General features: G+C 52.4%; 23 protein-coding genes and 1 pseudogene. 14 read left to right on the plus strand and 10 right to left on the minus strand.

Annotated features, from left to right (window positions below; genetic code table 11):
• Both IMW75_RS25510 and IMW75_RS25515 read left to right on the plus strand, forming a co-directional pair.
• A partial coding sequence (locus IMW75_RS25510; protein ID WP_205894160.1) for a hypothetical protein occupies nucleotides 1–212 on the plus strand: 212 nt, incomplete at its 5' end.
• A 30-nt stretch (nucleotides 213–242) separates the two neighbouring features.
• Nucleotides 243–443 (plus strand): YbdD/YjiX family protein, encoded by a 201-nt coding sequence (locus IMW75_RS25515; RefSeq protein WP_205894161.1) that lies wholly within the window; start codon nucleotides 243–245, stop codon nucleotides 441–443.
• Nucleotides 444–571: 128 nt separating this feature from the next.
• Here IMW75_RS25515 and IMW75_RS25520 read toward each other — a convergent pair whose 3' ends face one another.
• The gene (locus tag IMW75_RS25520; RefSeq protein ID WP_205894162.1) at nucleotides 572–1,489 is read right to left on the minus strand and encodes an AraC family transcriptional regulator; all 918 of its coding nucleotides are present in this window, start codon (nucleotides 1,487–1,489) and stop codon (nucleotides 572–574) included.
• 104 nt (nucleotides 1,490–1,593) lie between these two features.
• Here IMW75_RS25520 and IMW75_RS25525 point away from each other — a divergent pair, with 104 nt between their 5' ends.
• Both IMW75_RS25525 and IMW75_RS25530 read left to right on the plus strand, forming a co-directional pair.
• Nucleotides 1,594–2,154, plus strand: coding sequence for a carboxymuconolactone decarboxylase family protein (locus IMW75_RS25525; protein WP_205894163.1), 561 nt, complete (start codon nucleotides 1,594–1,596; stop codon nucleotides 2,152–2,154).
• Between the two features lie 44 nt (nucleotides 2,155–2,198).
• Nucleotides 2,199–3,302: an acyl-CoA dehydrogenase family protein gene (locus IMW75_RS25530; protein WP_205894164.1), complete on the plus strand. Its 1,104-nt coding sequence runs from the start codon at nucleotides 2,199–2,201 to the stop codon at nucleotides 3,300–3,302.
• Nucleotides 3,303–3,349: 47 nt separating this feature from the next.
• On the opposite strand, the gene IMW75_RS25535 is transcribed toward IMW75_RS25530, so the two are convergent.
• A complete protein-coding gene (locus IMW75_RS25535; RefSeq protein WP_205894165.1) occupies nucleotides 3,350–3,979 on the minus strand; it encodes a LysE family translocator in 630 nt (209 codons plus the stop codon).
• A 157-nt stretch (nucleotides 3,980–4,136) separates the two neighbouring features.
• Between IMW75_RS25535 and IMW75_RS25540 the strand changes: the two genes are divergently transcribed.
• Nucleotides 4,137–4,610: an Lrp/AsnC ligand binding domain-containing protein gene (locus IMW75_RS25540; RefSeq protein ID WP_205894180.1), complete on the plus strand. Its 474-nt coding sequence runs from the start codon at nucleotides 4,137–4,139 to the stop codon at nucleotides 4,608–4,610.
• Between the two features lie 141 nt (nucleotides 4,611–4,751).
• On the opposite strand, the gene IMW75_RS25545 is transcribed toward IMW75_RS25540, so the two are convergent.
• Nucleotides 4,752–5,678 carry a LysR substrate-binding domain-containing protein gene (locus IMW75_RS25545; RefSeq protein WP_205894166.1) on the minus strand — a complete coding sequence of 309 codons (927 nt, stop codon included), beginning with the start codon at nucleotides 5,676–5,678 and terminating at the stop codon, nucleotides 4,752–4,754.
• A gap of 114 nt (nucleotides 5,679–5,792) precedes the next feature.
• On the opposite strand from IMW75_RS25545, the gene IMW75_RS25550 reads away from it, so the two are divergent.
• On the plus strand, nucleotides 5,793–6,662 hold the full coding sequence (locus IMW75_RS25550; protein ID WP_205894167.1) for an SDR family oxidoreductase: 870 nt from the start codon (nucleotides 5,793–5,795) through the stop codon (nucleotides 6,660–6,662).
• Between the two features lie 513 nt (nucleotides 6,663–7,175).
• A complete protein-coding gene (locus IMW75_RS25555) occupies nucleotides 7,176–7,496 on the plus strand; it encodes a hypothetical protein (protein WP_205894168.1) in 321 nt (106 codons plus the stop codon).
• A 72-nt stretch (nucleotides 7,497–7,568) separates the two neighbouring features.
• Here the strand turns inward: IMW75_RS25555 and cueR are convergent.
• A pseudogene (gene cueR, locus IMW75_RS25560) lies at nucleotides 7,569–8,012 on the minus strand (Cu(I)-responsive transcriptional regulator).
• Complete coding sequence (locus tag IMW75_RS25565; RefSeq protein WP_205894169.1) at nucleotides 8,009–10,207, minus strand: heavy metal translocating P-type ATPase; 2,199 nt, start codon at nucleotides 10,205–10,207, stop codon at nucleotides 8,009–8,011. Before IMW75_RS25565 ends, cueR begins: the two are co-directional and overlap by 4 nt.
• Before the next feature lie 449 nt (nucleotides 10,208–10,656).
• Between IMW75_RS25565 and IMW75_RS25570 the strand changes: the two genes are divergently transcribed.
• From IMW75_RS25570 to IMW75_RS25585, 4 genes are all read left to right on the plus strand, one after another.
• A complete protein-coding gene (locus IMW75_RS25570) occupies nucleotides 10,657–10,854 on the plus strand; it encodes a heavy-metal-associated domain-containing protein (RefSeq protein WP_205894170.1) in 198 nt (65 codons plus the stop codon).
• Nucleotides 10,855–11,063: 209 nt separating this feature from the next.
• Entirely contained in the window at nucleotides 11,064–11,783 is a 720-nt protein-coding gene (locus tag IMW75_RS25575; RefSeq protein ID WP_237142340.1) for a dienelactone hydrolase family protein, read from the plus strand.
• Nucleotides 11,784–11,899: 116 nt separating this feature from the next.
• A complete protein-coding gene (locus IMW75_RS25580) occupies nucleotides 11,900–12,787 on the plus strand; it encodes a hypothetical protein (protein ID WP_205894171.1) in 888 nt (295 codons plus the stop codon).
• 312 nt (nucleotides 12,788–13,099) lie between these two features.
• Nucleotides 13,100–13,465, plus strand: coding sequence for a histone-like nucleoid-structuring protein, MvaT/MvaU family (locus tag IMW75_RS25585; RefSeq protein WP_205894172.1), 366 nt, complete (start codon nucleotides 13,100–13,102; stop codon nucleotides 13,463–13,465).
• A 159-nt stretch (nucleotides 13,466–13,624) separates the two neighbouring features.
• On the opposite strand, the gene IMW75_RS25590 is transcribed toward IMW75_RS25585, so the two are convergent.
• Nucleotides 13,625–14,545, minus strand: coding sequence for a LysR family transcriptional regulator (locus tag IMW75_RS25590; protein ID WP_205894173.1), 921 nt, complete (start codon nucleotides 14,543–14,545; stop codon nucleotides 13,625–13,627).
• Nucleotides 14,546–14,728: 183 nt separating this feature from the next.
• Between IMW75_RS25590 and IMW75_RS25595 the strand changes: the two genes are divergently transcribed.
• Entirely contained in the window at nucleotides 14,729–15,640 is a 912-nt protein-coding gene (locus tag IMW75_RS25595; RefSeq protein WP_205894174.1) for an SDR family NAD(P)-dependent oxidoreductase, read from the plus strand.
• Nucleotides 15,641–15,644: 4 nt separating this feature from the next.
• Nucleotides 15,645–16,484 carry an NAD(P)-dependent oxidoreductase gene (locus IMW75_RS25600; protein ID WP_272873881.1) on the plus strand — a complete coding sequence of 280 codons (840 nt, stop codon included), beginning with the start codon at nucleotides 15,645–15,647 and terminating at the stop codon, nucleotides 16,482–16,484.
• Nucleotides 16,485–16,553: 69 nt separating this feature from the next.
• On the opposite strand, the gene IMW75_RS25605 is transcribed toward IMW75_RS25600, so the two are convergent.
• From IMW75_RS25605 to IMW75_RS25615, 3 genes are all read right to left on the minus strand, one after another.
• Entirely contained in the window at nucleotides 16,554–16,841 is a 288-nt protein-coding gene (locus tag IMW75_RS25605) for a hypothetical protein (RefSeq protein ID WP_205894176.1), read from the minus strand.
• A gap of 107 nt (nucleotides 16,842–16,948) precedes the next feature.
• Entirely contained in the window at nucleotides 16,949–17,428 is a 480-nt protein-coding gene (locus tag IMW75_RS25610) for a hypothetical protein (protein ID WP_205894177.1), read from the minus strand.
• Nucleotides 17,429–17,431: 3 nt separating this feature from the next.
• The gene (locus tag IMW75_RS25615; RefSeq protein WP_205894178.1) at nucleotides 17,432–17,803 is read right to left on the minus strand and encodes a hypothetical protein; all 372 of its coding nucleotides are present in this window, start codon (nucleotides 17,801–17,803) and stop codon (nucleotides 17,432–17,434) included.
• Between the two features lie 323 nt (nucleotides 17,804–18,126).
• On the opposite strand from IMW75_RS25615, the gene IMW75_RS25620 reads away from it, so the two are divergent.
• The gene (locus tag IMW75_RS25620) at nucleotides 18,127–18,477 is read left to right on the plus strand and encodes a helix-turn-helix domain-containing protein (RefSeq protein ID WP_205894179.1); all 351 of its coding nucleotides are present in this window, start codon (nucleotides 18,127–18,129) and stop codon (nucleotides 18,475–18,477) included.
• 365 nt (nucleotides 18,478–18,842) lie between these two features.
• Here the strand turns inward: IMW75_RS25620 and IMW75_RS25625 are convergent.
• On the minus strand, nucleotides 18,843–18,939 hold a 97-nt coding region (locus IMW75_RS25625; protein WP_146374934.1), incomplete at its 5' end, for a transposase domain-containing protein.

An 18,939-nucleotide genomic window follows, 5' to 3' on the forward strand; every position in this document is an offset into this window, starting at 1 on the left:
AGCACAAGGTCGGCAGCCTCGCGCTTGAATTCAGCGGAAAAGGAACGGCGTTGTTTGGTCATCTGACACCTCGATCTGGCGAGCATTCTCGCCTAAATGGGTGTCCGGTTTCATTAGACCACTACATCCGCCAGCTTTCAACTTCGATCATTGACGAAATATTGCAGGCTTGCAGTCGGACACAATGCGGATACAAAACTGCGGTTAGATAGACCTGCCGTTTCCACATAGAGAGAATTGCCATGTATCAAAAACTGCAACGTGTGATCAAGATGCTTCGCCAATGCGCACGTCTAATGGTTGGAGTTCCCGACTACGACAACTATGTGGCCCAGATGGCCCTCAAGCATCCTGATCAGCCTGTTCTGAGCTACTCTGCGTTCTTTCGTGAGCGACAAGAAGCGCGCTACGGCAATGGAAAATGCACTACTCGGTGCTGCTGATTTAAAGAAACGACTGTGAGGAAATCGGTCTAAATTTGACGGTTGTAGGGGCCGCTGTTGCCACCGTACAGGTCTCCCTCCGGTAGGTAGTAACTCCGCTGTCGGCCGCTCCTAAATCCGAGGTTGGTTCACCTCTCAGAGGCTTGATGCTTTTTACGAAAGGCGCCTGGCTGCATTCCGACGGATTTTACAAAGGCGCGTGTGAACGCTGAAATAGACTGGTAACCCACTGCGGGACAAACTGCCTCAACTGTATGATTGCTTTTGAGCAGTTGGCAAGCATGGCGGATCCTAAGCGCGAGCAAGACCTGCCCTGGAGACTGGTGCGCCAGGTCGGTAAACCGTTTGAAGAATGCAGATCGCGAAAGCCCTGTCACGGTTGCCATGGTATCCAATGACCAAGCAGCTTGTGGTTGTTTTATCAGCTGGTCTAGCAAGGGCGCGAATGAGGGGTGGCGCGCTAACGCGACCAATCCACCGAGTTCATGGTTATCTGCTATCTGCTGGCGCAGTACGTAAAGGAATAGGAGATGACTCAAACGCTCCAGTAGCAGGGAGGAGGGTGCCGACGGTCGTTCGCATTCCTGAAGAATCAGCTCGAATATAACCCTCGCAGCTTGCACAGATGGTTCATCCGCACGAAGGATGATCCAGTCTGGTAGTCCGTCAATGATCATCGACGATAGTCCGGTTTTAAAATGAAAAAAACCGCACACAAGTCCTACACCGTTCTCTGCTCCGCTATCCAAAGGCACCATGTCTATAGCCGGGAAGCGCTGTGCGTTTTGGGCATTTTCAGAGTTGGAGAGCCAGTACTTAAAGTCTCTGAGCATGAAAACCGCATCCCCGGCACTCAAAGCGTATGGGTGCGCCTGACCGTGGACGTGCAACCAACACTGGCCTTGAACGACAAGGTGAAAACTGGAGCGCGTGATCTCAGAGGTATTGGCGTGCCAATCGCCGCAATAACGGCCGACGTGGAAGAGGTTGGCTTCTAATTCGAGACTCTCTAATAGCCAATCCATGAGTAATCGCGACGAAATCATCTAATGAAAACACTCTCGGGCAAGTAAACGCTACTGAAGGATATGGTTCGGACTTTTGATTACCAACAGACTAGCCGGACCCATACCCAGCCGGAGCCCATCCAATGACACGTGTCACTTTACACACTTTGCAAACCGCTCCAGATGCAGCCAAGCCTTTTTTGGAGGCCGCGCAGAAAAATTCCGGCTTCATACCGAACCTTCTCGCTGTTCTCGCGAACGCGCCTGCTGCTTTAGAGACATATGTCACGGTGTCGGCGCTCAATGGCAAAGCGGATCTTAGCTTGCCTGAAAGGGAGGTAGTACAGTTAGTTGCAGCGACGACGCATGGCTGTGATTTTTGCGTTGCTGGCCACACTGCTGTGGCTTTGAACAAAGCGAAACTTCCCGAGAATGTGGTGAGTGCATTGCGTGAACAGGTCTCCATCCCAGTGGAGAGGCTGGAAGCACTGGCCGCGTTTGCTCGCGAGGTAATTGCCACCCGTGGCAACGTCAGTGGCTCCACCTATGACTCTTTTAAAGCCGCCGGATACTCCGAGGGGAATGCGCTAGAAGTCATTCTCGGGATCAGCCTCGCGACGCTATGCAATTTCGCTAATGTTTTTGCAGCCACGCCGCTCAATTCTGAGTTGAGCCAATTTCGCTGGCAGTCTGGAAATAAATAAGGCTCCTATCGTAGAGCGTTTCTGATATCGCGGAGAGAAAGGAAATGCTTGATCCGACATTGAGTCAATGGCTAGACGCTCAAGCGTTAGACCTCGATGTAGGGTCGGGCGATTCGCAGAAAGTACTATCATGGCTAGCTGCCGCCGACGTGTTGCGTGTCGGAGTGAACCAGCTTGAAGGTGGTAACGGTAAAACCATCGCTGATGCCGTGGAGGTATTAGCTCAAATCGCGAGCTGCTCCCTGGCCGCTGCATTTGTTTTCTGCGGTCAGCGGACCTTTATCGAATACCTGATCAAAAGCCCCAACAAAGCGTTGCGTGAGAAATTGTTGCCATCTTTGCTGGATGGAAAGCTCGCTGGTGCCACCGGCCTTTCGAACGCGATGAAGTTTCTATCGGGCATTGAGGCGCTTCTAGTCACTGCTTCCTCGACGGAAAAAGGGTGGCGTGTAGATGGACGGCTTCCTTGGGTGACCAACCTACGCCGAAGCGGCTTTGTCGTCGCTGCGGCGGTGGAGGGAACGCGCGACGGTAGACCCTTTATACTCGCAATTCCGAGCACGTTATCGGGGTTGAAGCGGTCAGATGATCTGCAATTGATAGGGCTACAGTCCACGAATACAGCGGCATTACATTTCACCCAATTGGACGTAAATCGGGAATGGCTGATACATGACGACGCACGCGTTTTCCTCCCTGCGTTGCGCCCAGCGTTTCTCGGATTGCAATGCGGTCTAGCGATTGGTTTGGCGCGGCGCTCATTGATGGAGGTAGAGGTACGAATTCGAGGAAATCGATCGGTTCTTGCCGAGACCTTTCATGAGCAGCGTCGCCGGCTAGAGCATTTAGTTTCGGACCTCAAAAGCGGGTTGTTGGACGGGCGGTTTGTAGCTGAGCCAACCGCCTTATTCTGTTTGCGAATCGCCTTTTCAGAATCGGCGACTAATGCAGTCAATCTTGAATTGCAGGCAAGTGGAGGAAGCGCTTTTCTGAGTGGGAATAGTCATGGATTTGCCAGACGTTTACGCGAGTCGGCTTTTTTACCAATCCTTACTCCTAGCCTAGTCCAACTACGTACTGAACTCCAACGCCAGGGAGGAGAGGCAGTGGTATGGCGTCCAGCCGCTGCCTCTCGTGTACACGGGTAAGCCTAAGCTTGACGAACGTGCGCAGTGTTGGAATCGTCAACGACACGTCACGCTTGCTGTACGAACGCTAGCCGCACTGCAAATCCAATCAGGAGAGTACCGAATAGCCATTGCTGAACTCGTTGCGCGGTTACACTTCGTTCTAACCAACCCCCTACCCAGGCGCTGGCAGTGGCATAAATGCTGTCGAAAATCAGACCAGTGATTACGAGTACTACACCAAGTAATGCAAATTGCTCCCATACCGACGATCGATTCGGATCGATGAATTGCGGTAGCAGCACCGAGCAGAAAAGCAGCGCTTTCGGATTGAGTAAATTAGTGAAGAGCCCCCGTCGGATAGCCGCGCTCAGGCTCGGTGTTAGATCTCTGGTATCTGTAATCGTTGGCGCACTCATGCCACTGGTTTTGAACATCTGAATTCCTATCCAAAGTAGATAGGCCGCTCCTGCATATTTGACGATATCAAAAGTCCAAGGCAGTACTTTGAACATTGTTGCCAATCCCATAGCGGTTAGGGCCACATGGCACGCACGCGCCAACGCGAGCCCGAGCGCGGTCGCTAGCGCTGCGGTTCTACCTTGTTTTGCACCAGTTTGAAGTAGCAGGATCATGTCCGGACCGGGCATTAGAAAAATCATCGAGAGAGCGAGGAGGTACAGCGCTTTGTCTTCCATATTCGTGTTGCTCGGTAGGAGATGAGGGAGACAATTTTAGAGGTAAGGGGCAGGGCAGGTGGTTGCGTATTGGACTCTCAAATCTACATGTTTTGGCAGAATCTGCCCTTTGATAATTAGAACAGGAACCTATATGCCAACTGATCGTTTTCCGCAAATCAGACTCGATAGTTATGATCACGCGATCCTTGCAGCTTTGCAGCGAGATGGTCGGCTGACCAACGTGCAATTAGCCGAAGAGATTGGGCTGTCGGCGTCCCCATGCCTACGACGAGTGCGTAATCTAGAAGAAGCTGGAGTGATTCGTGGATATCAAGCAACCCTTGATGCAGAGGCAATAGGGTTGGGTATGACCGTTTTCGTTGGGGTGAAAGTGGAACGCCACCATGAAGAGGAGGCGGAGAAATTTCGAGTGACGGTGCAGGGATTGCCAGAAGTGGTGTCAGCATTTCTTGTGTCCGGAGAGTCGGATTTTTTACTGCACGTGGTCGTACCTGATTTGCGCAGTTATGAACGCTTTCTCACCGGCGTTTTGTTGAAGCTTCCAGGCGTCCGGGATATTCGTAGCAACTTCGCAATCAAATCGATCAAGCCTCAGAGTGCGTTGCCATTGGAACACTTGCTGGGTTGAAAAGGTGTCAGGGGAATATTGCGCTTCGACAATTTTTGAGCGGCCACCACCCGTCTATTGATGGAAATAGAAAAAGGGACTTGGTCTCTACCTGGCTGACGTCAGAAAGGACCAGATAGGGGCGTGCGGGTACGCCCATTCTCAGATTTCTGTGGCGCTGAATTGATCACTCAGCGTGCCTTGGAAATGTTCAATAAGGAAGTCTATGAAGACACGAGTTTTGGCTGGCAGTGCCTTCCTGGCCGAGTAGTAAACGAAGATTGAGCCTAGATCGACATACCAGTCTGGCAATAGCCGAATCAGCTCACCCCGCTGCAACCAGGGCCATGCTCGCTCCAGTGGCACCAAGGCCACGCCCAGACCCATGAGAGCGCACATGCATAAGGCTTGCGGATCATTCATGATGGCGGTTGGTTTCAAGCTCAGATCAAAGGTTTCGGCAGCCGCATTGCGCAATGTCCAGGTGCGCAATCGGTTGGTGTCGGTCGATCGCACGACGATGCCGTCCTGACCCTGCAAGTCCGCCGGCGCGAGGGGCAACGGTTTGCCTTGGAGCCACTCTGGCGTCGCGACAGCGACGAGATGCAGCTTGGCCAGTTCACGCGCTACGACGCCTGGGCTTAGTTCCATGCCACCGCCAATAGCGACGTCAAAACCTTCACCGATCAAATCAACGCGTCTGATTTCCAGGTGCCAATCCGGCACGACGGAAGGGTAGCGTTGCTTGAACGTTTTCAGCAGAGGGAGCACGTAGTCGTAGCCAAAGGACGGAGCCATATTCACCCGCAGCCGACCGGCTGGGACATTACGGGAGTCGCCGATTTGATCCATGGCGCCCTGGATGGTCTCGACACTGCCCGCTACTTGTTCATAGAGTGCCTCGCCGGACTCGGTTAGGGAGAGGCTTCGCGTGCTGCGTTGAAACAGTCGAGTGCCCAGTTTGGTTTCGAGCCGCGCGATATTTTTGCTTACGGCTGCGGAAGAAACGCCCATGCGCCGAGCCGCTTCGGAAAAACTGCGAGCTTCTGCGGCTCGAACAAATGATTCCAGGTTACCCAAAGTATCCACGTTTATCTCCAACTTTTGGTTGAAGCTGATGTTACCGACTAATGACTAATTCATTGGTGAATTTGAGTCCATAGTGCTGCCGATTGAATCTCACATTCCAGACGGGTGGACTTAATGGGCAAAATTTTAATCACCGGCGCTACCGGGAAACTGGGTGGAGCGGTCGTGCGCTCACTGATGCACAAGGTGCCTGCGTCAGATGTCGTGGCCTTGGTTCGAGACGCGAGCAAAGCGCAGTGGCTGTCGGAGCTTGGTGTCGAAGTGCGGCTGGGCGACTACACCGACCACGACTCCCTGGTCACTGCCTTCGCCGGGGTGGAAAAAATTTACTTGGTGTCAGCAGTCGCGTTCAGCGATCGGGTGGGTCAACATAGAAATGTCATACAGGCGGCACATGCGGCGGGTGTTCGACACGTGTTCTACACCAGCATTCAGCGCGTCAGCGATGACCATTGTCCTATCGAAGGTGTCACCGCGAGCGATCTCGAAACAGAGGCAATGCTTAAATCATCTAGGCTGTATTACACCATCGTCCGGCATCCGCTTTATGCCGACGTGCTTCCGATGTACATCGGAAAAGATGCGCCGGAGAAAGGTTTCAGCGCACCCGCCGGTCTGGGGAGGGTCGCACTGACGAACATCGGAGAACTCGCTGAAGGCGGGGCAACCTTGCTTACTCAGCCAGGTCACGAAAACCGGGCTTACCTATTGAACAATGGTCAAACCTGGTCGTTCGCCGACATTGCCGCTGCACTTTCACGCGTGACCGCTAAAGCCATTCATTATCAGCCGATTTCGATCGCAACTTTCATCGCCACCCGTGAAGCCGAAGGCTGGCCGCCGCATGTTGCGTCCTTCATTGGCGAATGGTATGGCGCTATCGAGAGAGGCGCCTTTGATCAAACCAGTCGTACTCTTGAAGAACTTCTAGGTCGAAAACCCAAAGATCTCGACACCATCGTTAGAGAAGCTTTCAAGCTATGACGGTTCAGTTGGCTGCTACGCTACATCCCGAGCAAATTGAACGATCCGCTTTCGCCGAAAATAGTCGCTCCGCTTAAGAGGTAAAGCGCTCGCTCATTTACGTGATCATTCAAATTGCGGACAAAGAAAAGCCCGCAGAGGGGCTTGCGGGCTAAAGGGATGTGGGGATTTAAAGAAGCGGATTTAATGTAGATAACGAGGTGTGAAAATTATGTGATGTATCTGCATGCAACCACTCTCACATTAGTCATACTTTTACCCCGAGTCGTCTATAAATATTGACATTAAGCGCGCTTGCCCTGGCCTACCTGACGATGCCCAACTGTTGCCGCGCCGTATCACATTTCTGCTCAGAAGAACGTGTGCGGAACTCCCATTAGCGTCTGAACGCGCATGGCGCGTCAGGCTACTTGAATGGTTTACTCAGGAGCCCTTCAACCGATGTGTCGATCGGGATGCTAAAATATGGTCGTAAATGGTTGATCAGCTTCGGTAGATTCGTAGGAAATCCATATGAAAGAAGTACTAAGTGAAGAGGAGATGCGCCGGGCGCTCTTCGGTCCTGTCGGTAAGCAGTCGGAATCAGCCTTAGCTTCAGACACTGCCATTAAGGCCGATCAACAGCACGTCTCCAAAGCACGCAAGGCTACGACGTCGCTTTCCCCCAAACTCCGAGTCGTACTGCGCGTCACAAAGGAATTCGAGGGAGAATCAGAAAGTTTCGTTTTTGACGCGAATACCATAAGCACCCTCATCGCAGAACAAGAAGCGAAAGCTGAAGCGAAGAAGAAGAAATTTAAGTACTTCGAACTGATATCAATCACACCGATTTAGCATCCCGCAAACGCCTCCCGCCTCCCTATGCTTCAACAATTCGCTAGAGAAGGGCGCTTCCTCCCAGCTCGTTCAATTCGCCCTCGGCGGCCGCTTTTCAGTGCCTCCTTTTAACGCCAAAGAGTCTTGACTGGAAGCTAGATCCAACAAAATCGGGCAGTCTGGTCGGCGGTCACCGTGGCAGTGCTTAACAAGATTTTGCAATGTGTCCCGCAGTGCTGCAAATTCTTCGATTTTCTGGTTCAGCTCACTAATGTGTTGGCGAGCCAGTGCTTTTACATCCGCACTGGCCCGTCCCCGGTCCTGCCATAGAGTAAGAAGTTTGCCGACCTCTTCGAGTGAAAATCCGAGGTCTCTCGATCGTTTGATAAAGGCCAAGGTGTGCAGGTCGGTTGCATTGTAAATGCGATAGCCACTGTCTGTTCGGGTGGCTGCCGGCAAAAGTCAGATGGATTCGTAATAGCGAATCATCTTCGCGCTCAATCCACTGCTCTTCGCTGCACTGCCGATGTTCATTTCGAATCCTCTTCATCGTCGGGCTTCCAGGTTTTCAGCAGAAGCGCGTTACTCACGACACTGACACTGGACAGCGCCATGGCCGCCCCTGCGAGTACTGGATTTAGAAAACCAAACGCCGCCAAGGGAATACCGATGAGGTTGTATATAAACGCCCAAAACAAGTTCTGGCGAATCTTTGCGTACGTCTTGCGACTGATATCGAGCGCTGCCGGAATGAGTCTTGGGTCGCCTCGCATCAGAGTAATTCCAGATGCATGCATGGCAACATCAGTACCGCCGCCCATGGCGATTCCAATGTCAGCAGCGGCAAGCGCGGGAGCATCGTTGATACCGTCTCCCACCATGGCGACTACACCAGTTTTCTTCAGCTCATTCACCGTTGCCGCTTTGTCAGCAGGCAGAACTTCCGCGTGTACATCTTCGATTCCCAACGCCTTTGCTACGACCGCTGCACTGCCCCGGTTATCGCCTGTTAGTAGGTGACTGCTGATGTTACGAACCTTGAGCTGTTTAATGGCGCTCGCGGCGCCTGGCTTCAGCGTGTCACCGAATGCGAATACGCCCAGCACGCGACGTTGTGGGCTCATTTCTATCAACCATGACAAGGTGCGCCCTTCGACCTCCAGGCGTTGGGCGGTGTCTTCGAGACCACCCATAGCCAGATGGTTCTCTTGCAGCAGACGTTTGTTACCCAAAGCTAATTCCTGGCCGTTCAAGTGACCCGCGATACCGCGTCCAGCAAGGGATCGGCTGTTGGTGACGTTTTCAAGCTTGAGACCACGCTCTTTGGCAACATCTAATACGGCTTTTGCCAGTGGATGTTCGCTTCCGCGCTGCAACGCGCCAGCCATTGCCAATAGTGTATTTTCGTCGCCATCCAGCGCAGCCATATAAGCGATGCGGGGAGCGCCTGAAGTCAAAGTACCGGTTTTGTCGAATACTACGGCAGTGACTTCATGGGCCCGCTCCAACGCTTCAGCATCTTTAATCAAAATGCCGTAACGGGCGGCGACTCCGGTGCCTGCCATGATCGCGGTCGGTGTTGCCAAGCCAAGCGCACAAGGGCAGGCAATTACCAACACTGCAACGGCGTTAATCAAGGCCGTTTCCAACGACGCGCCGGCCAGCAGCCAACCTGCCACAGTCATCATTGCAAGCAACAGCACGACTGGGACGAACACTTGGCTTACCTTATCGACCAGCTTCTGAATGGGAGCCTTAGCTGATTGAGCTTCCTCGACAAGCCGAATGATCCGAGCCAGTACAGTCTCGGCTCCCAAGGCATTGGTACGTACCAGCAATCGACCCTCGCCGTTGATTGCACCACCAGTAACCTTGTCGCCAGATTGCTTCGGCACTGGCAGGCTCTCGCCGCTTATGAGCGCTTCGTCGGCGTGGCTCTGGCCTTCGATGACTTCACCATCGACCGGGAAGCGTTCACCAGGCTTCACGAGCACTTGATCACCCACTTTCAGATCGCTGATGGCTACGTCGAATTCCTGTCCGTTGACAACCTGAATGGCGCGTTCTGGCCGAAGGGCCTCCAGCGCACGAATCGCACTAGCGGTCTGGCGTTTTGCACCGCTCTCCAGGTATTTCCCCAGCAATACAAGAGCGATCACTACAGCCGATGCCTCGAAGTACAAGTGGGGCATGCTGCCCGACTCGGCAACTGCCCATTGGTAGACACTCAGTCCGTACCCAGCACTCGTCCCTAATGCGACCAGCAGATCCATATTGCCAGCGCCGGCACGCACAGCTTTCCATGCCGCCACATAGAAGCGCGCTCCGAGATAGAACTGCACGGGGGTGGCGAATAGGAATTGAACCCAAGCCGGCAGCATCCAATGAATACCCATAGGCTCCAGTAACATAGGGAGGACCAATGGGATGACTAGCACGATGGCCAATACCAGGTGCCAACGCTCGATGTGGTGGCGCCTGTGTTGGTCAGCTTGCTGTATAGCAGGATCCTGTTCCAGGCTTGCTCCATACCCTGCCTTATCTACCGCGGCGATCAAGCTCGCCGGATCTACCTGGCCGGATACTTGGATGTGGGCTCGTTCGTTTGCGAGGTTCACGGTTGCGATTTTCACACCGGGTACTTTGAGTAATGCGCGTTCGACTCGGCCGACACAACTGGCACAAGTCATGCCCGATATCGGAAGGTCAAAAGTATCTGGATTGGCCATGACAGGCACTCCTGGAAATTGATTTCCAGCGAAGAATCAACCTTCCCTCTTAGGCAAGGTCAAGCGCTAATTACGCATATTTTTTCAGCGCACCTAGGCCTGTGCGAAAAATGCCTCCACAGGCCTGACGCTGCTTACTGTCCTCTTCATGTCAATGATAGACGCCCCAGCACGCCTTGCTTTCCCTGTTAAGACTTCGCTCTTACCGTTGGTTTGGTATGAACATTGGGCAGCGCTGAAGGCTTAAAGGAGCTGCGCGCCAAGGTGCATAGATAAGTGATTCACTAGAATTTCAGCGTCGGGTGGAGCGCGCGTACAGCACCGTCACGGCAATTTCGATTTGATAGATGAGAAATTTAAAAAAGCTGGTAATGGGTCTTGACCTTGTCATAACGGGAAGGTTGAGGATAGCGACGACTGCTATTTTCAATCGATCAGGAGTAATTCCCATGCAAGTATTTAATGTTCAAGGCATGACATGCGGCCATTGCGTTCGCGGCATCACAAGCGCTATCCAAGAGGCGGATTCCGACGCCGGGGTTCAGGTTGATTTAGCTGCGGGAACTGTGAAGGTTCAAACTCATCTTGGGGCAGAGCAGTTGATAGCTTTAATAGAGCAAGAGGGGTATCACGCGAAGAGTGCATGACTTGTCGGGGGGGGGTAAAAACTCGATGCCCCAGTTTCTCTTCAATGACGTCTCAAAATTCCGTTCGGGTTATTTCATCCATTGAAACAGTGGATTGTGTTTTCTGGATGTTCTCATCGTAATCGCTACAGCGGATTATCGCTGTTCGACTCAGTGACGTGTTTCAGATTAATGCCAATGTCGATCGATTTTTTCTTAAGGAGTGAAGCATGTCAGTAAATCCTTTGAAGCGTCCAGAAGGTCGTATGATCGACTTTGCCCGCCCTGACGGTTTGCAGATCAAGGGGTATCAGGCTACTCCACTGTTACTTGAAGGCGCACCTGCTATCGTCGTCATTCAGGAATGGTGGGGGCTGAACACACAGATAAAGGACGTTGCAGATCGCCTAGCTGAGTGTGGGTATTTAGTACTGGTTCCTGACCTATATCGCGGTAAGTCGACCGTTGAAGAGGAAGAAGCTCATCACCTTATGGATCACCTTGATTTTGGTAGCGCGATATCACAAGACATCCAAGGCGCAGTGAATTATCTCAAAAATTATTCGACCAAGATCGGCGTCACTGGCTACTGCATGGGGGGCGCGCTAACGCTCCTAGCGCTTAGCGCGATCGCTGAGTTTTCCGCCGGCACCGTTTGGTATGGATTTCCCCCGCTGGAGGCTTTGGACGTGTCGAGAATCAAAGTACCCGTCCTCGGCCACTGGGCTACCCAAGATGTATTTTTCAGCATTGAAACAGTCGCAGATCTCGAATCAAAGCTTCGGGATGCCGATGTAGATGTGCAGTTCCATCGATATCTGGCACATCACGCTTTTGCAAACGAAACAGCCATGGGCGAGGGGCGTATTGCTGGTACCCAATACGACGCATTTTGGGCGCAGCAGGCTTGGGATAGAACGCTCACTTTCTTTGGGAAGACCTTGTGGTGAGTGCGGTCCTGTTTGATCAGAATTAGACCCGTTGCATGGATGCGTTCCCATTTACACGCTTGTTGCAGGCAAAGGAGAGTGCCGAGCAATGAGTCCGCGTAATAAACGAGTGGAACATGCATCAGCGGGATCAGATGACGGCGGGACTTCTTCGTGCAGGCGACCCAACTGAGCGAAATTATGACGTTGCTCAAATGCTGGTGAAGTACCGCAGTGGAACCGCCCACGCTTCCATGTCTGATCATCACCGACTCTTCTATAGCCAACAACCTTACGTGATTATCGCCGCTGTTGACGATCAGGGTTTTCCGTGGCCGGCTTTACTAGGTGGTTCACCAGGTTTTATTCATTCGCCAGATGCCCATGTACTGCGAATTGAGCGTATGCCGCCAGAGGATGATCCGGTTAGGCTTGCGCTGAGTAAGGATGCGGTGGTCGGGATTCTGGGCATTGATATGCAGTCCCTTAAGCATTACCACATAACGGGAAAAATCTTTCAGACCACGCCTGGCGGCATGGCTGTGTCCGTAACGCTGGCATCTACCGCGCGCGCTCCGCACATGTCGTCCTATACGTGCGGGCGTGGTGAACACGCGAATGGCGGGTCTTCAGCAACCACTGAATACTCGGAAGAGCTAGATGAGTCTGCGATCGCATTGATTAGTAAGGCGGATAGTTTTTTTGCCGCTCGATATGTCGATGCCGCAACACGCTTGGTACATGTGTCATTCCGAAAGGAACATGTCGGTTTTGTGAGCGTCGATGGCAACATGTTAGAAATCTCTGGTTTTGACGATGCGTCTCGCGCTGTCGGTATTGGGAATATTTCATTGGATAGCCGGGTCGGCTTCCTTTTCGTGGATTTCCATTCAGGTCATACGCTGCAAATAGTCGGTCGGCTGCTTAAGGGCGATCAGGACGCCCGAATAAACACTACAAGCGGGCGATGGACGCTTGCAGTAGAGCGTGTCGTTCGCCGTGGAGCAGCGCTCGCCGGTACTTGAGCGTTCTCGCTGAGCGATTCAAATGAGCATTGCGTTTTAGAGCACCTACGCATGGTACCTCTTCCCTCAACGAGATGCGCATTGACGTGGAAGTAGTAATTTCCGAGCGCTGCGCGTTGTATACGACAATGAGCTAGATTTGACGAAGCTGATCAAGTGAATCGTCATCGTCGGCCAATTCTTGAATTAAGCTCGGATCGTAGGGGAAGAGCTTTCCTAATTTTTGAGCAAATTATTATTGAGAATTGTCTTAAATTCGTAAGGCTCAGAAACGAACCAAATCAGATTTTTTCCTGTATTTCGGAGTGTCAAATGTCAAAACTTGCAGAATTTCGGCAGCTGGAAAAAAATTTAGCGGAGCAGTTAGAAGCCCTTGAAGCGCTGAAGGGGGACGCTGGGCTGAAGCGAGAAATTGAATTCGAAACCAAACTTCGTGACTTACTTTCGAAATATAGCTACAGCCTCAAAGACGTCGTTAACGTTTTAGATCCGCAGACAAGTCGCCGTGCACCCGCAGTACAAGCCGCAAGCCGAACGCGGAGAGCGCGCCAGGTAAAAACCTATAAGAACCCTCACACGGGGGAGACGGTGCAAACTAAAGGCGGAAACCATAAGACGCTTAAAGAATGGAAGTCGAAGCACGGCTCCGCGACCGTAGAGTCTTGGCTGAACAAATAAATTAGCATCGACGATTAGGGCCCTGCGGGGCCTTATTTCACAGTGGACCAAGGTTTGATAGGTATGAGACTTAGGCCAATTAACAGTCGCTAAAAAACTCCGAGCACGATGATCCAAATGCAGGCTGATTTCGTAGGTCTCCTAGCTTGAGCGTAAAGCTCAGCCTTTCTTTTTAATGATCGAATTCTCGGACAGAATCTCTCGGACGACGTCGACGAAAGCCCTGAGTCCCGCTGGCATATAGCGATTCGCAGGGTAGTAAAGGCGCAGCCCCGGGTAGGAAGGAGTCCAGTCCTCCAGTACTCGGATGAGCCTTCCGGATGCAATATGTGCAGAAGCGGCGAAATCATTAGTCCAAGCTACGCCGGCGCCTTGCAGAGCAGCCTCTAACATCAAGTGGTGACTGTCGAGCGTCAATGACCCGCTAACATCTATTGATTGCTCTTCACCGCGCTTCTCGAATTCCCATTTGTAGATCGAACCACTTGGGAACCGCACGCGTATGCAGTTGTGTGCGAGCAGGTCTGCCGGAACCTTTGGTTTTTTACATTTTGCGAAGTACTGAGGGGACGCGACCACTGCAAAACGGAGCGGGGGAGTAATCGCAATGGCGATCATGTCCTGCGGAACGCTTTCCGCCAATCGTATGCCGGCGTCGAATCCACCAGCAACGATGTCAACCAGACTTCTATCGGTAACGATGTCTACCCGCATTTCTGGATAACGCCTTAGGTACTCCAGTACCACTGGAGTCAGCACCATTTGCGCAGCACCTTCGGAGGTGTTCAGACGAAGGGTTCCCGCCGGGGTATCGCGGAATTCGCTTACCGCCTCCATAGCCGCGGAAATATCACGCAGAGCGGGCTGCACTCGAATCAGAAATTGCTCCCCGGCTTCAGACAGAGAAACGCTTCGCGTTGTTCTGTGGAACAACCTCACGCCAAGGCGTTTCTCCAGTGCAGCGATCGCATGACTGAGTGCTGATGGCGACATTCCCAATTCCACGGCCGCACGACGAAAGCTGCGATGAGTAGAAACTGCGACCACGGCGTTAAGTTCGAGCAGCCCGGATTTCTGCATTGTGCTAATTCCTGCATCAGTTCATCCAATATTAGCCTGATTGTTTGCGACAGTGCTGAGGCTTATCTTGGCCACAGCAGTGCAGTTGGCGCTTTGGAATTGAAGGAAGCGTAATCCACCAGGATCCGGTGATCCCCTAAGTCAGTTCGACTCAGCGGCCATTAAATATGCGAGGAACAATTCATGACACGTATCACTACATCGTTCGGGTTTCATTCAACCGCACAAGAGGTCATTGAAGGGGTCGACCTCACTGGTAAACGGGCTATCGTAACGGGCGGAGCCTCTGGTATCGGTATTGAGACAGTGCGCGCATTGGTCAATGCCGGCGCAAACGTGACGCTTGCAGTGCGGCGTCCAGAGGCGGCGGAATCGGTTGCCGCCGAATTGCGCTCAGGGGGCAGGGGGGCCGTCGATATCCGCTCAGTCGATCTGGCGGATCTGTCCTCTGTGAAATCGTTCGCGGAGTCTTGGTCAGAGCCACTTGATATCCTGGTCAATAACGCAGGGATCATGGCCGTTCCTGAGCGAGAGCTGACATCGCAGGGCTGGGAAATTCAGTTTGCAACCAACTTTCTCGGCCATTTTGCGCTCGTGCTTGGGTTGCAGGACGCGCTGATCAGAGCCGACGGTGCCCGAATTGTATCGCTGAGTTCAAACGCTAATTTGTTAGGCCCAGTGGTTTTCGATGACATCAATTTCGACTTCCGCACATACGATGCTTTCGCGTCATATGCCCAGGCCAAGTCGGCATGCGCGCTCATTGCCGTAGAGATCACCCGCCGCTGGGCGGAGCGAGGTATTTTCGCTAACGCTTTGAACCCTGGGGCAATCGCAACCAATCTTCAGAAGCACACCGGTGGGCTCAAGACGCCAATTGAACGTCAGAAGAACGTACAGCAGGGTGCCGCGACATCCGTATTACTGGCGGCGTCTCCGCTGTTGGAAGGCATTGGTGGTCGTTATTTCGAGGACTGTAATGAAGCGCTGGTGGTCACCAAAAGGCCTGCCGATTACACGGGCGTTGCACCTTACGCTGTAGACCCTGATAACGCGCTGCGGTTGTGGGATGTTGCCACGCGGATGATTGGGTGAGGTTATGTCCAAAATAACAACCTTGAAAGTAGGCTTCATCGGGCTCGGTGACCAAGGTGGTCCGATGGCTCAAGCAATCGCCAAGTCTGGATTTGAGCTGCACATTTGGGCTCGTCGTCCCCAATCATTGGAAGTCATGGCAGGGGCGCCTCACATCGTTGAAAAAACGGTGCAGACGCTTGCCGAGAATTGCGATGTTGTCTGTCTCTGCCTCTCCGATGACAAGGATATCGTCAGTCTTCTGGATAGCGGGCTACGAGATGGGCTGAAGGCCGGCGCTGTTCTTGTAAACCATGGCACTGGAGACCCGGGTGAAAGTCGCCGTCTATCTGCTGAACTTCAACAGGGGGGAATCCCGTATCTTGATGCTCCTGTAAGCGGAGGAAGACCAGGCGCGCTGGCTCGTACGTTGACCACTATGGTGGGTGGCGAGTCGCAGGCTTTTTCCCAAGTGCTTGCAGTCTTCGAGACTTTTTCCCGGAAAGTTTCTTTGATAGGACCTTCAGGCGCCGGCCAGATGGCGAAGCTTCTGAATAATGCGTTGACCATGTCCAACTTGAAGAACGCAGTAGATGTCTTCAGCTTGGGAAAATCCCTAGGTATGGACTTGGTGCAGCTACATGACGTCATTGCCGTGAGCAGTGGTTCGAGCACAGCTCTGCGAGCGATCAATAACGAGATCACCTCAGATATTGCACTGCATCTACAAGGACTTATGCGCAAAGACATAGAGCATTTTGCAGAAGCCATTCGTGACTTTGGTTTGAGTTCCGAAGACCTGCATGCCCGCTGCCTTGCAGGAGCCGATGGCCTGGTGGAGCTAGTAGGGCAACTCGCCGTCTAAAGCCTGCCACACCAGATGCTCATGCGCAGGTATCGATAAGCTGGCGTACATTAGGTTGGGGTTGAGCAATCAAGCCTCCAAATTAACTAGTCGGCTACGGCAAAATTGAGCTGCTATTTTTGAAGCTATCTCGCGAATCTCTTCTTCCACGAGCGCTTTGTCTTCGTCGCTCAATACTTCGTAATTGGCGCGCCATGCTGCTCTTTTGCAGTCAAGACGCTTTTTACTCAGCGCCTTGAGCGCCACTAAGCGATCGTGGTGAGACTGTGCATCACCGTATAGAGGTTCTGCGTGTTCGAGAGAGATTTTTTCCATACTGCCATCCTGCCCCACTTTGACAGATTGCAAAATCCCCATAACCGCCTCCAGTGGCTCGCTTCGCGGTAGCGGATGGCCCTTCAGTCGAAGGAAAGCGGCCAGAGTATGAGAGATTGAAAGTGTCAGATTCTCTCCCACTCAGTTCATCAGTAACGTTCCGCATCCACAAAAAAACCCAAGTCGGCGAGAACGTCGTTGAGTGCTCCAACTATGCGCGGCTCCGCATACATTTCAAGCGCTGTATAGGACAAGGCTACCGCCAATATTGATTGGTCGTCGGAAAGCACTTTTGGATCAAACGGCCATATCTGCAACTTGGCGACACTCAAGTCCCTGAGGTCGAAGTTTTGGACGATCTCGCATTTGCCTTGCAGGATTTCCCAGCGGGCAAGCGAAATGCCAAATGTGCGCTGAGGCCAGTCGGCGAGCATTGTCCGCTTATCAAGAAATGAATCTCCCACCAGAGCCAACCCATCGACATCCAGATTCCTTACGCAGAAGTCCATCAACCTTGGTGAGGAAACATAGCTACTCACTGACTCAATGTCGATCAGTTCTGCATTGCTCGACAGATGAGTGCGCAGGTCCTCGATCACTCCTGGCTGATTGGCCATGATCAATTTCAACTGTCATTCCTCATAGTGAGCGTCGCAGCGCGGGTGATGATAATGCATGCGACGATTGCCCACGCGAGTACCGCAGATCGCACAAATGTTCACTGACATTGTTTCCGCAAAATTGAATACGCCTTTGACGTAGTCATCTCCTCCTTGGTAATGGATTCTCAGACCGCCAAACTTTTCCTTAACCTCTAGAACCGTAACCTGTTCACAATCCGCAATGTCACACCAAGCTGAGGCGAGCGACAACGCGTTGTTCAGTAAGTCATACCAGCCGTCCTGGCATTGGAATCCCCAAAAAAACCTTCCATCCACGATCGTCGCGTTAGGGAACAGGGACAGATTAGGCTTGCAAAGCATTTCTTCTCGTTCAGGACTCATTAGTTGGTCGCTCATACATTAATAAATCGGGCGGCTTCTTTGCCTAGCCACATCGCCACTGCTATCAAGATAATCTCGTCGAGGGGACGCTCTTCGGCTTGTCCGCCTGTCTCGCTACCTCGGAGTCCGTGCGGTTTGTTCAGGTCCTTCTGAAATATGCTGCTGGGTAGACATGTTGATTGCTTCGGATGACGTCTCGCTGCTCCGAGCTTCCTAGATGCTTTTGCATTCTTATCTCAGGAAATCTTCAGAGCCCCTACTATAGTAGGTCGCATAATAGTAAGCAATCTGGCTTTATCATTCCTTTTGCGGGAGTGATTTTGATGGAGTTGAATGTCGCGTTTGGGCAGGCGCTCAAAGGCATGCGAATTCTTCGCAGGCTCCCCCAGCACAAGTTTTTTGGGGGCACGAGTCGTGCTTACATGACGTTATTGGAGCAGGGACGAAGGTGCCCGACGCTGTCCAAAATCGAAGATCTGGCCGCGGTGTTGGAGGTTCACCCGTTGAGCTTGATCGTCGAGTGCTATCTTCAAGGAAATCCTGACCAAAGCCTGGAGTCTCTGTTCGAGCAGATCACACAGGATTTATCATTCGATCCAGATGAATACGGACCAGAGCCAGCCCCCCTGGCAATTGCTAAACCTGCTGCTAATTCAACGGGTACAAAGCCTTAGCTAAACGTCGGGGCTCGCGAACAACTGGTGGCTCAAGTACTTCTTGAGTTCGCCACAATCGCAGCGTTCGTGAGCACCTAAAATTTGACTAACAAGGGGTAGGCTGTGGTTTGCCAAACAAGTGCCTTCCCGTTCTATTGTTGAGAAATGCATGACCATTTTTTCTTGCAGGGCGAATGCGAAGATGATGTCGACGCGTTTATTCGAGCTGCGGAGTTGGCCGGAGTAGAATGAAAGTGCTTTCGTATCCCGATTGTCGCTTCCCAAATATCGACATGGAGATCTATTCAGATGTATCTACGCATGTTCTCAGAGGACTCATGCGCCGCTGCGAGGTATGCGTCCGGGCATCACATCTTGCGTGATTAAACCGGCTGCCACTTATGCGGAAGCAACTGCTCGATTTCACTCGCCCGCTGCGTTGGCAGGCGCGTGAGAACATCCTTTAGATAGGCATACGGA

The organism is Pseudomonas gregormendelii, assembly GCF_017114825.1.
GTDB lineage: Bacteria > Pseudomonadota > Gammaproteobacteria > Pseudomonadales > Pseudomonadaceae > Aquipseudomonas > Aquipseudomonas gregormendelii.

What these genes read in the sequence shown, in the direction of transcription:
- IMW75_RS25605 (WP_205894176.1), bottom strand. Translation starts at nt 16,841, where the DNA reads ATGGGGATTTTGCAATCTGTCAAAGTGGGGCAGGATGGCAGTATGGAA.
- IMW75_RS25620 (WP_205894179.1), top strand. Translation starts at nt 18,127, where the DNA reads ATGGAGTTGAATGTCGCGTTTGGGCAGGCGCTCAAAGGCATGCGAATT.
- IMW75_RS25530 (WP_205894164.1), top strand. Translation starts at nt 2,199, where the DNA reads ATGCTTGATCCGACATTGAGTCAATGGCTAGACGCTCAAGCGTTAGAC.
- IMW75_RS25615 (WP_205894178.1), bottom strand. Translation starts at nt 17,803, where the DNA reads ATGAGTCCTGAACGAGAAGAAATGCTTTGCAAGCCTAATCTGTCCCTG.
- IMW75_RS25570 (WP_205894170.1), top strand. Translation starts at nt 10,657, where the DNA reads ATGCAAGTATTTAATGTTCAAGGCATGACATGCGGCCATTGCGTTCGC.
- IMW75_RS25520 (WP_205894162.1), bottom strand. Translation starts at nt 1,489, where the DNA reads ATGATTTCGTCGCGATTACTCATGGATTGGCTATTAGAGAGTCTCGAA.
- IMW75_RS25585 (WP_205894172.1), top strand. Translation starts at nt 13,100, where the DNA reads ATGTCAAAACTTGCAGAATTTCGGCAGCTGGAAAAAAATTTAGCGGAG.
- IMW75_RS25595 (WP_205894174.1), top strand. Translation starts at nt 14,729, where the DNA reads ATGACACGTATCACTACATCGTTCGGGTTTCATTCAACCGCACAAGAG.
- IMW75_RS25600 (WP_272873881.1), top strand. Translation starts at nt 15,645, where the DNA reads ATGTCCAAAATAACAACCTTGAAAGTAGGCTTCATCGGGCTCGGTGAC.
- IMW75_RS25575 (WP_237142340.1), top strand. Translation starts at nt 11,064, where the DNA reads ATGTCAGTAAATCCTTTGAAGCGTCCAGAAGGTCGTATGATCGACTTT.
- IMW75_RS25580 (WP_205894171.1), top strand. Translation starts at nt 11,900, where the DNA reads ATGCATCAGCGGGATCAGATGACGGCGGGACTTCTTCGTGCAGGCGAC.
- IMW75_RS25525 (WP_205894163.1), top strand. Translation starts at nt 1,594, where the DNA reads ATGACACGTGTCACTTTACACACTTTGCAAACCGCTCCAGATGCAGCC.
- IMW75_RS25555 (WP_205894168.1), top strand. Translation starts at nt 7,176, where the DNA reads ATGAAAGAAGTACTAAGTGAAGAGGAGATGCGCCGGGCGCTCTTCGGT.
- IMW75_RS25550 (WP_205894167.1), top strand. Translation starts at nt 5,793, where the DNA reads ATGGGCAAAATTTTAATCACCGGCGCTACCGGGAAACTGGGTGGAGCG.
- IMW75_RS25590 (WP_205894173.1), bottom strand. Translation starts at nt 14,545, where the DNA reads ATGCAGAAATCCGGGCTGCTCGAACTTAACGCCGTGGTCGCAGTTTCT.
- IMW75_RS25565 (WP_205894169.1), bottom strand. Translation starts at nt 10,207, where the DNA reads ATGGCCAATCCAGATACTTTTGACCTTCCGATATCGGGCATGACTTGT.
- IMW75_RS25535 (WP_205894165.1), bottom strand. Translation starts at nt 3,979, where the DNA reads ATGGAAGACAAAGCGCTGTACCTCCTCGCTCTCTCGATGATTTTTCTA.
- IMW75_RS25515 (WP_205894161.1), top strand. Translation starts at nt 243, where the DNA reads ATGTATCAAAAACTGCAACGTGTGATCAAGATGCTTCGCCAATGCGCA.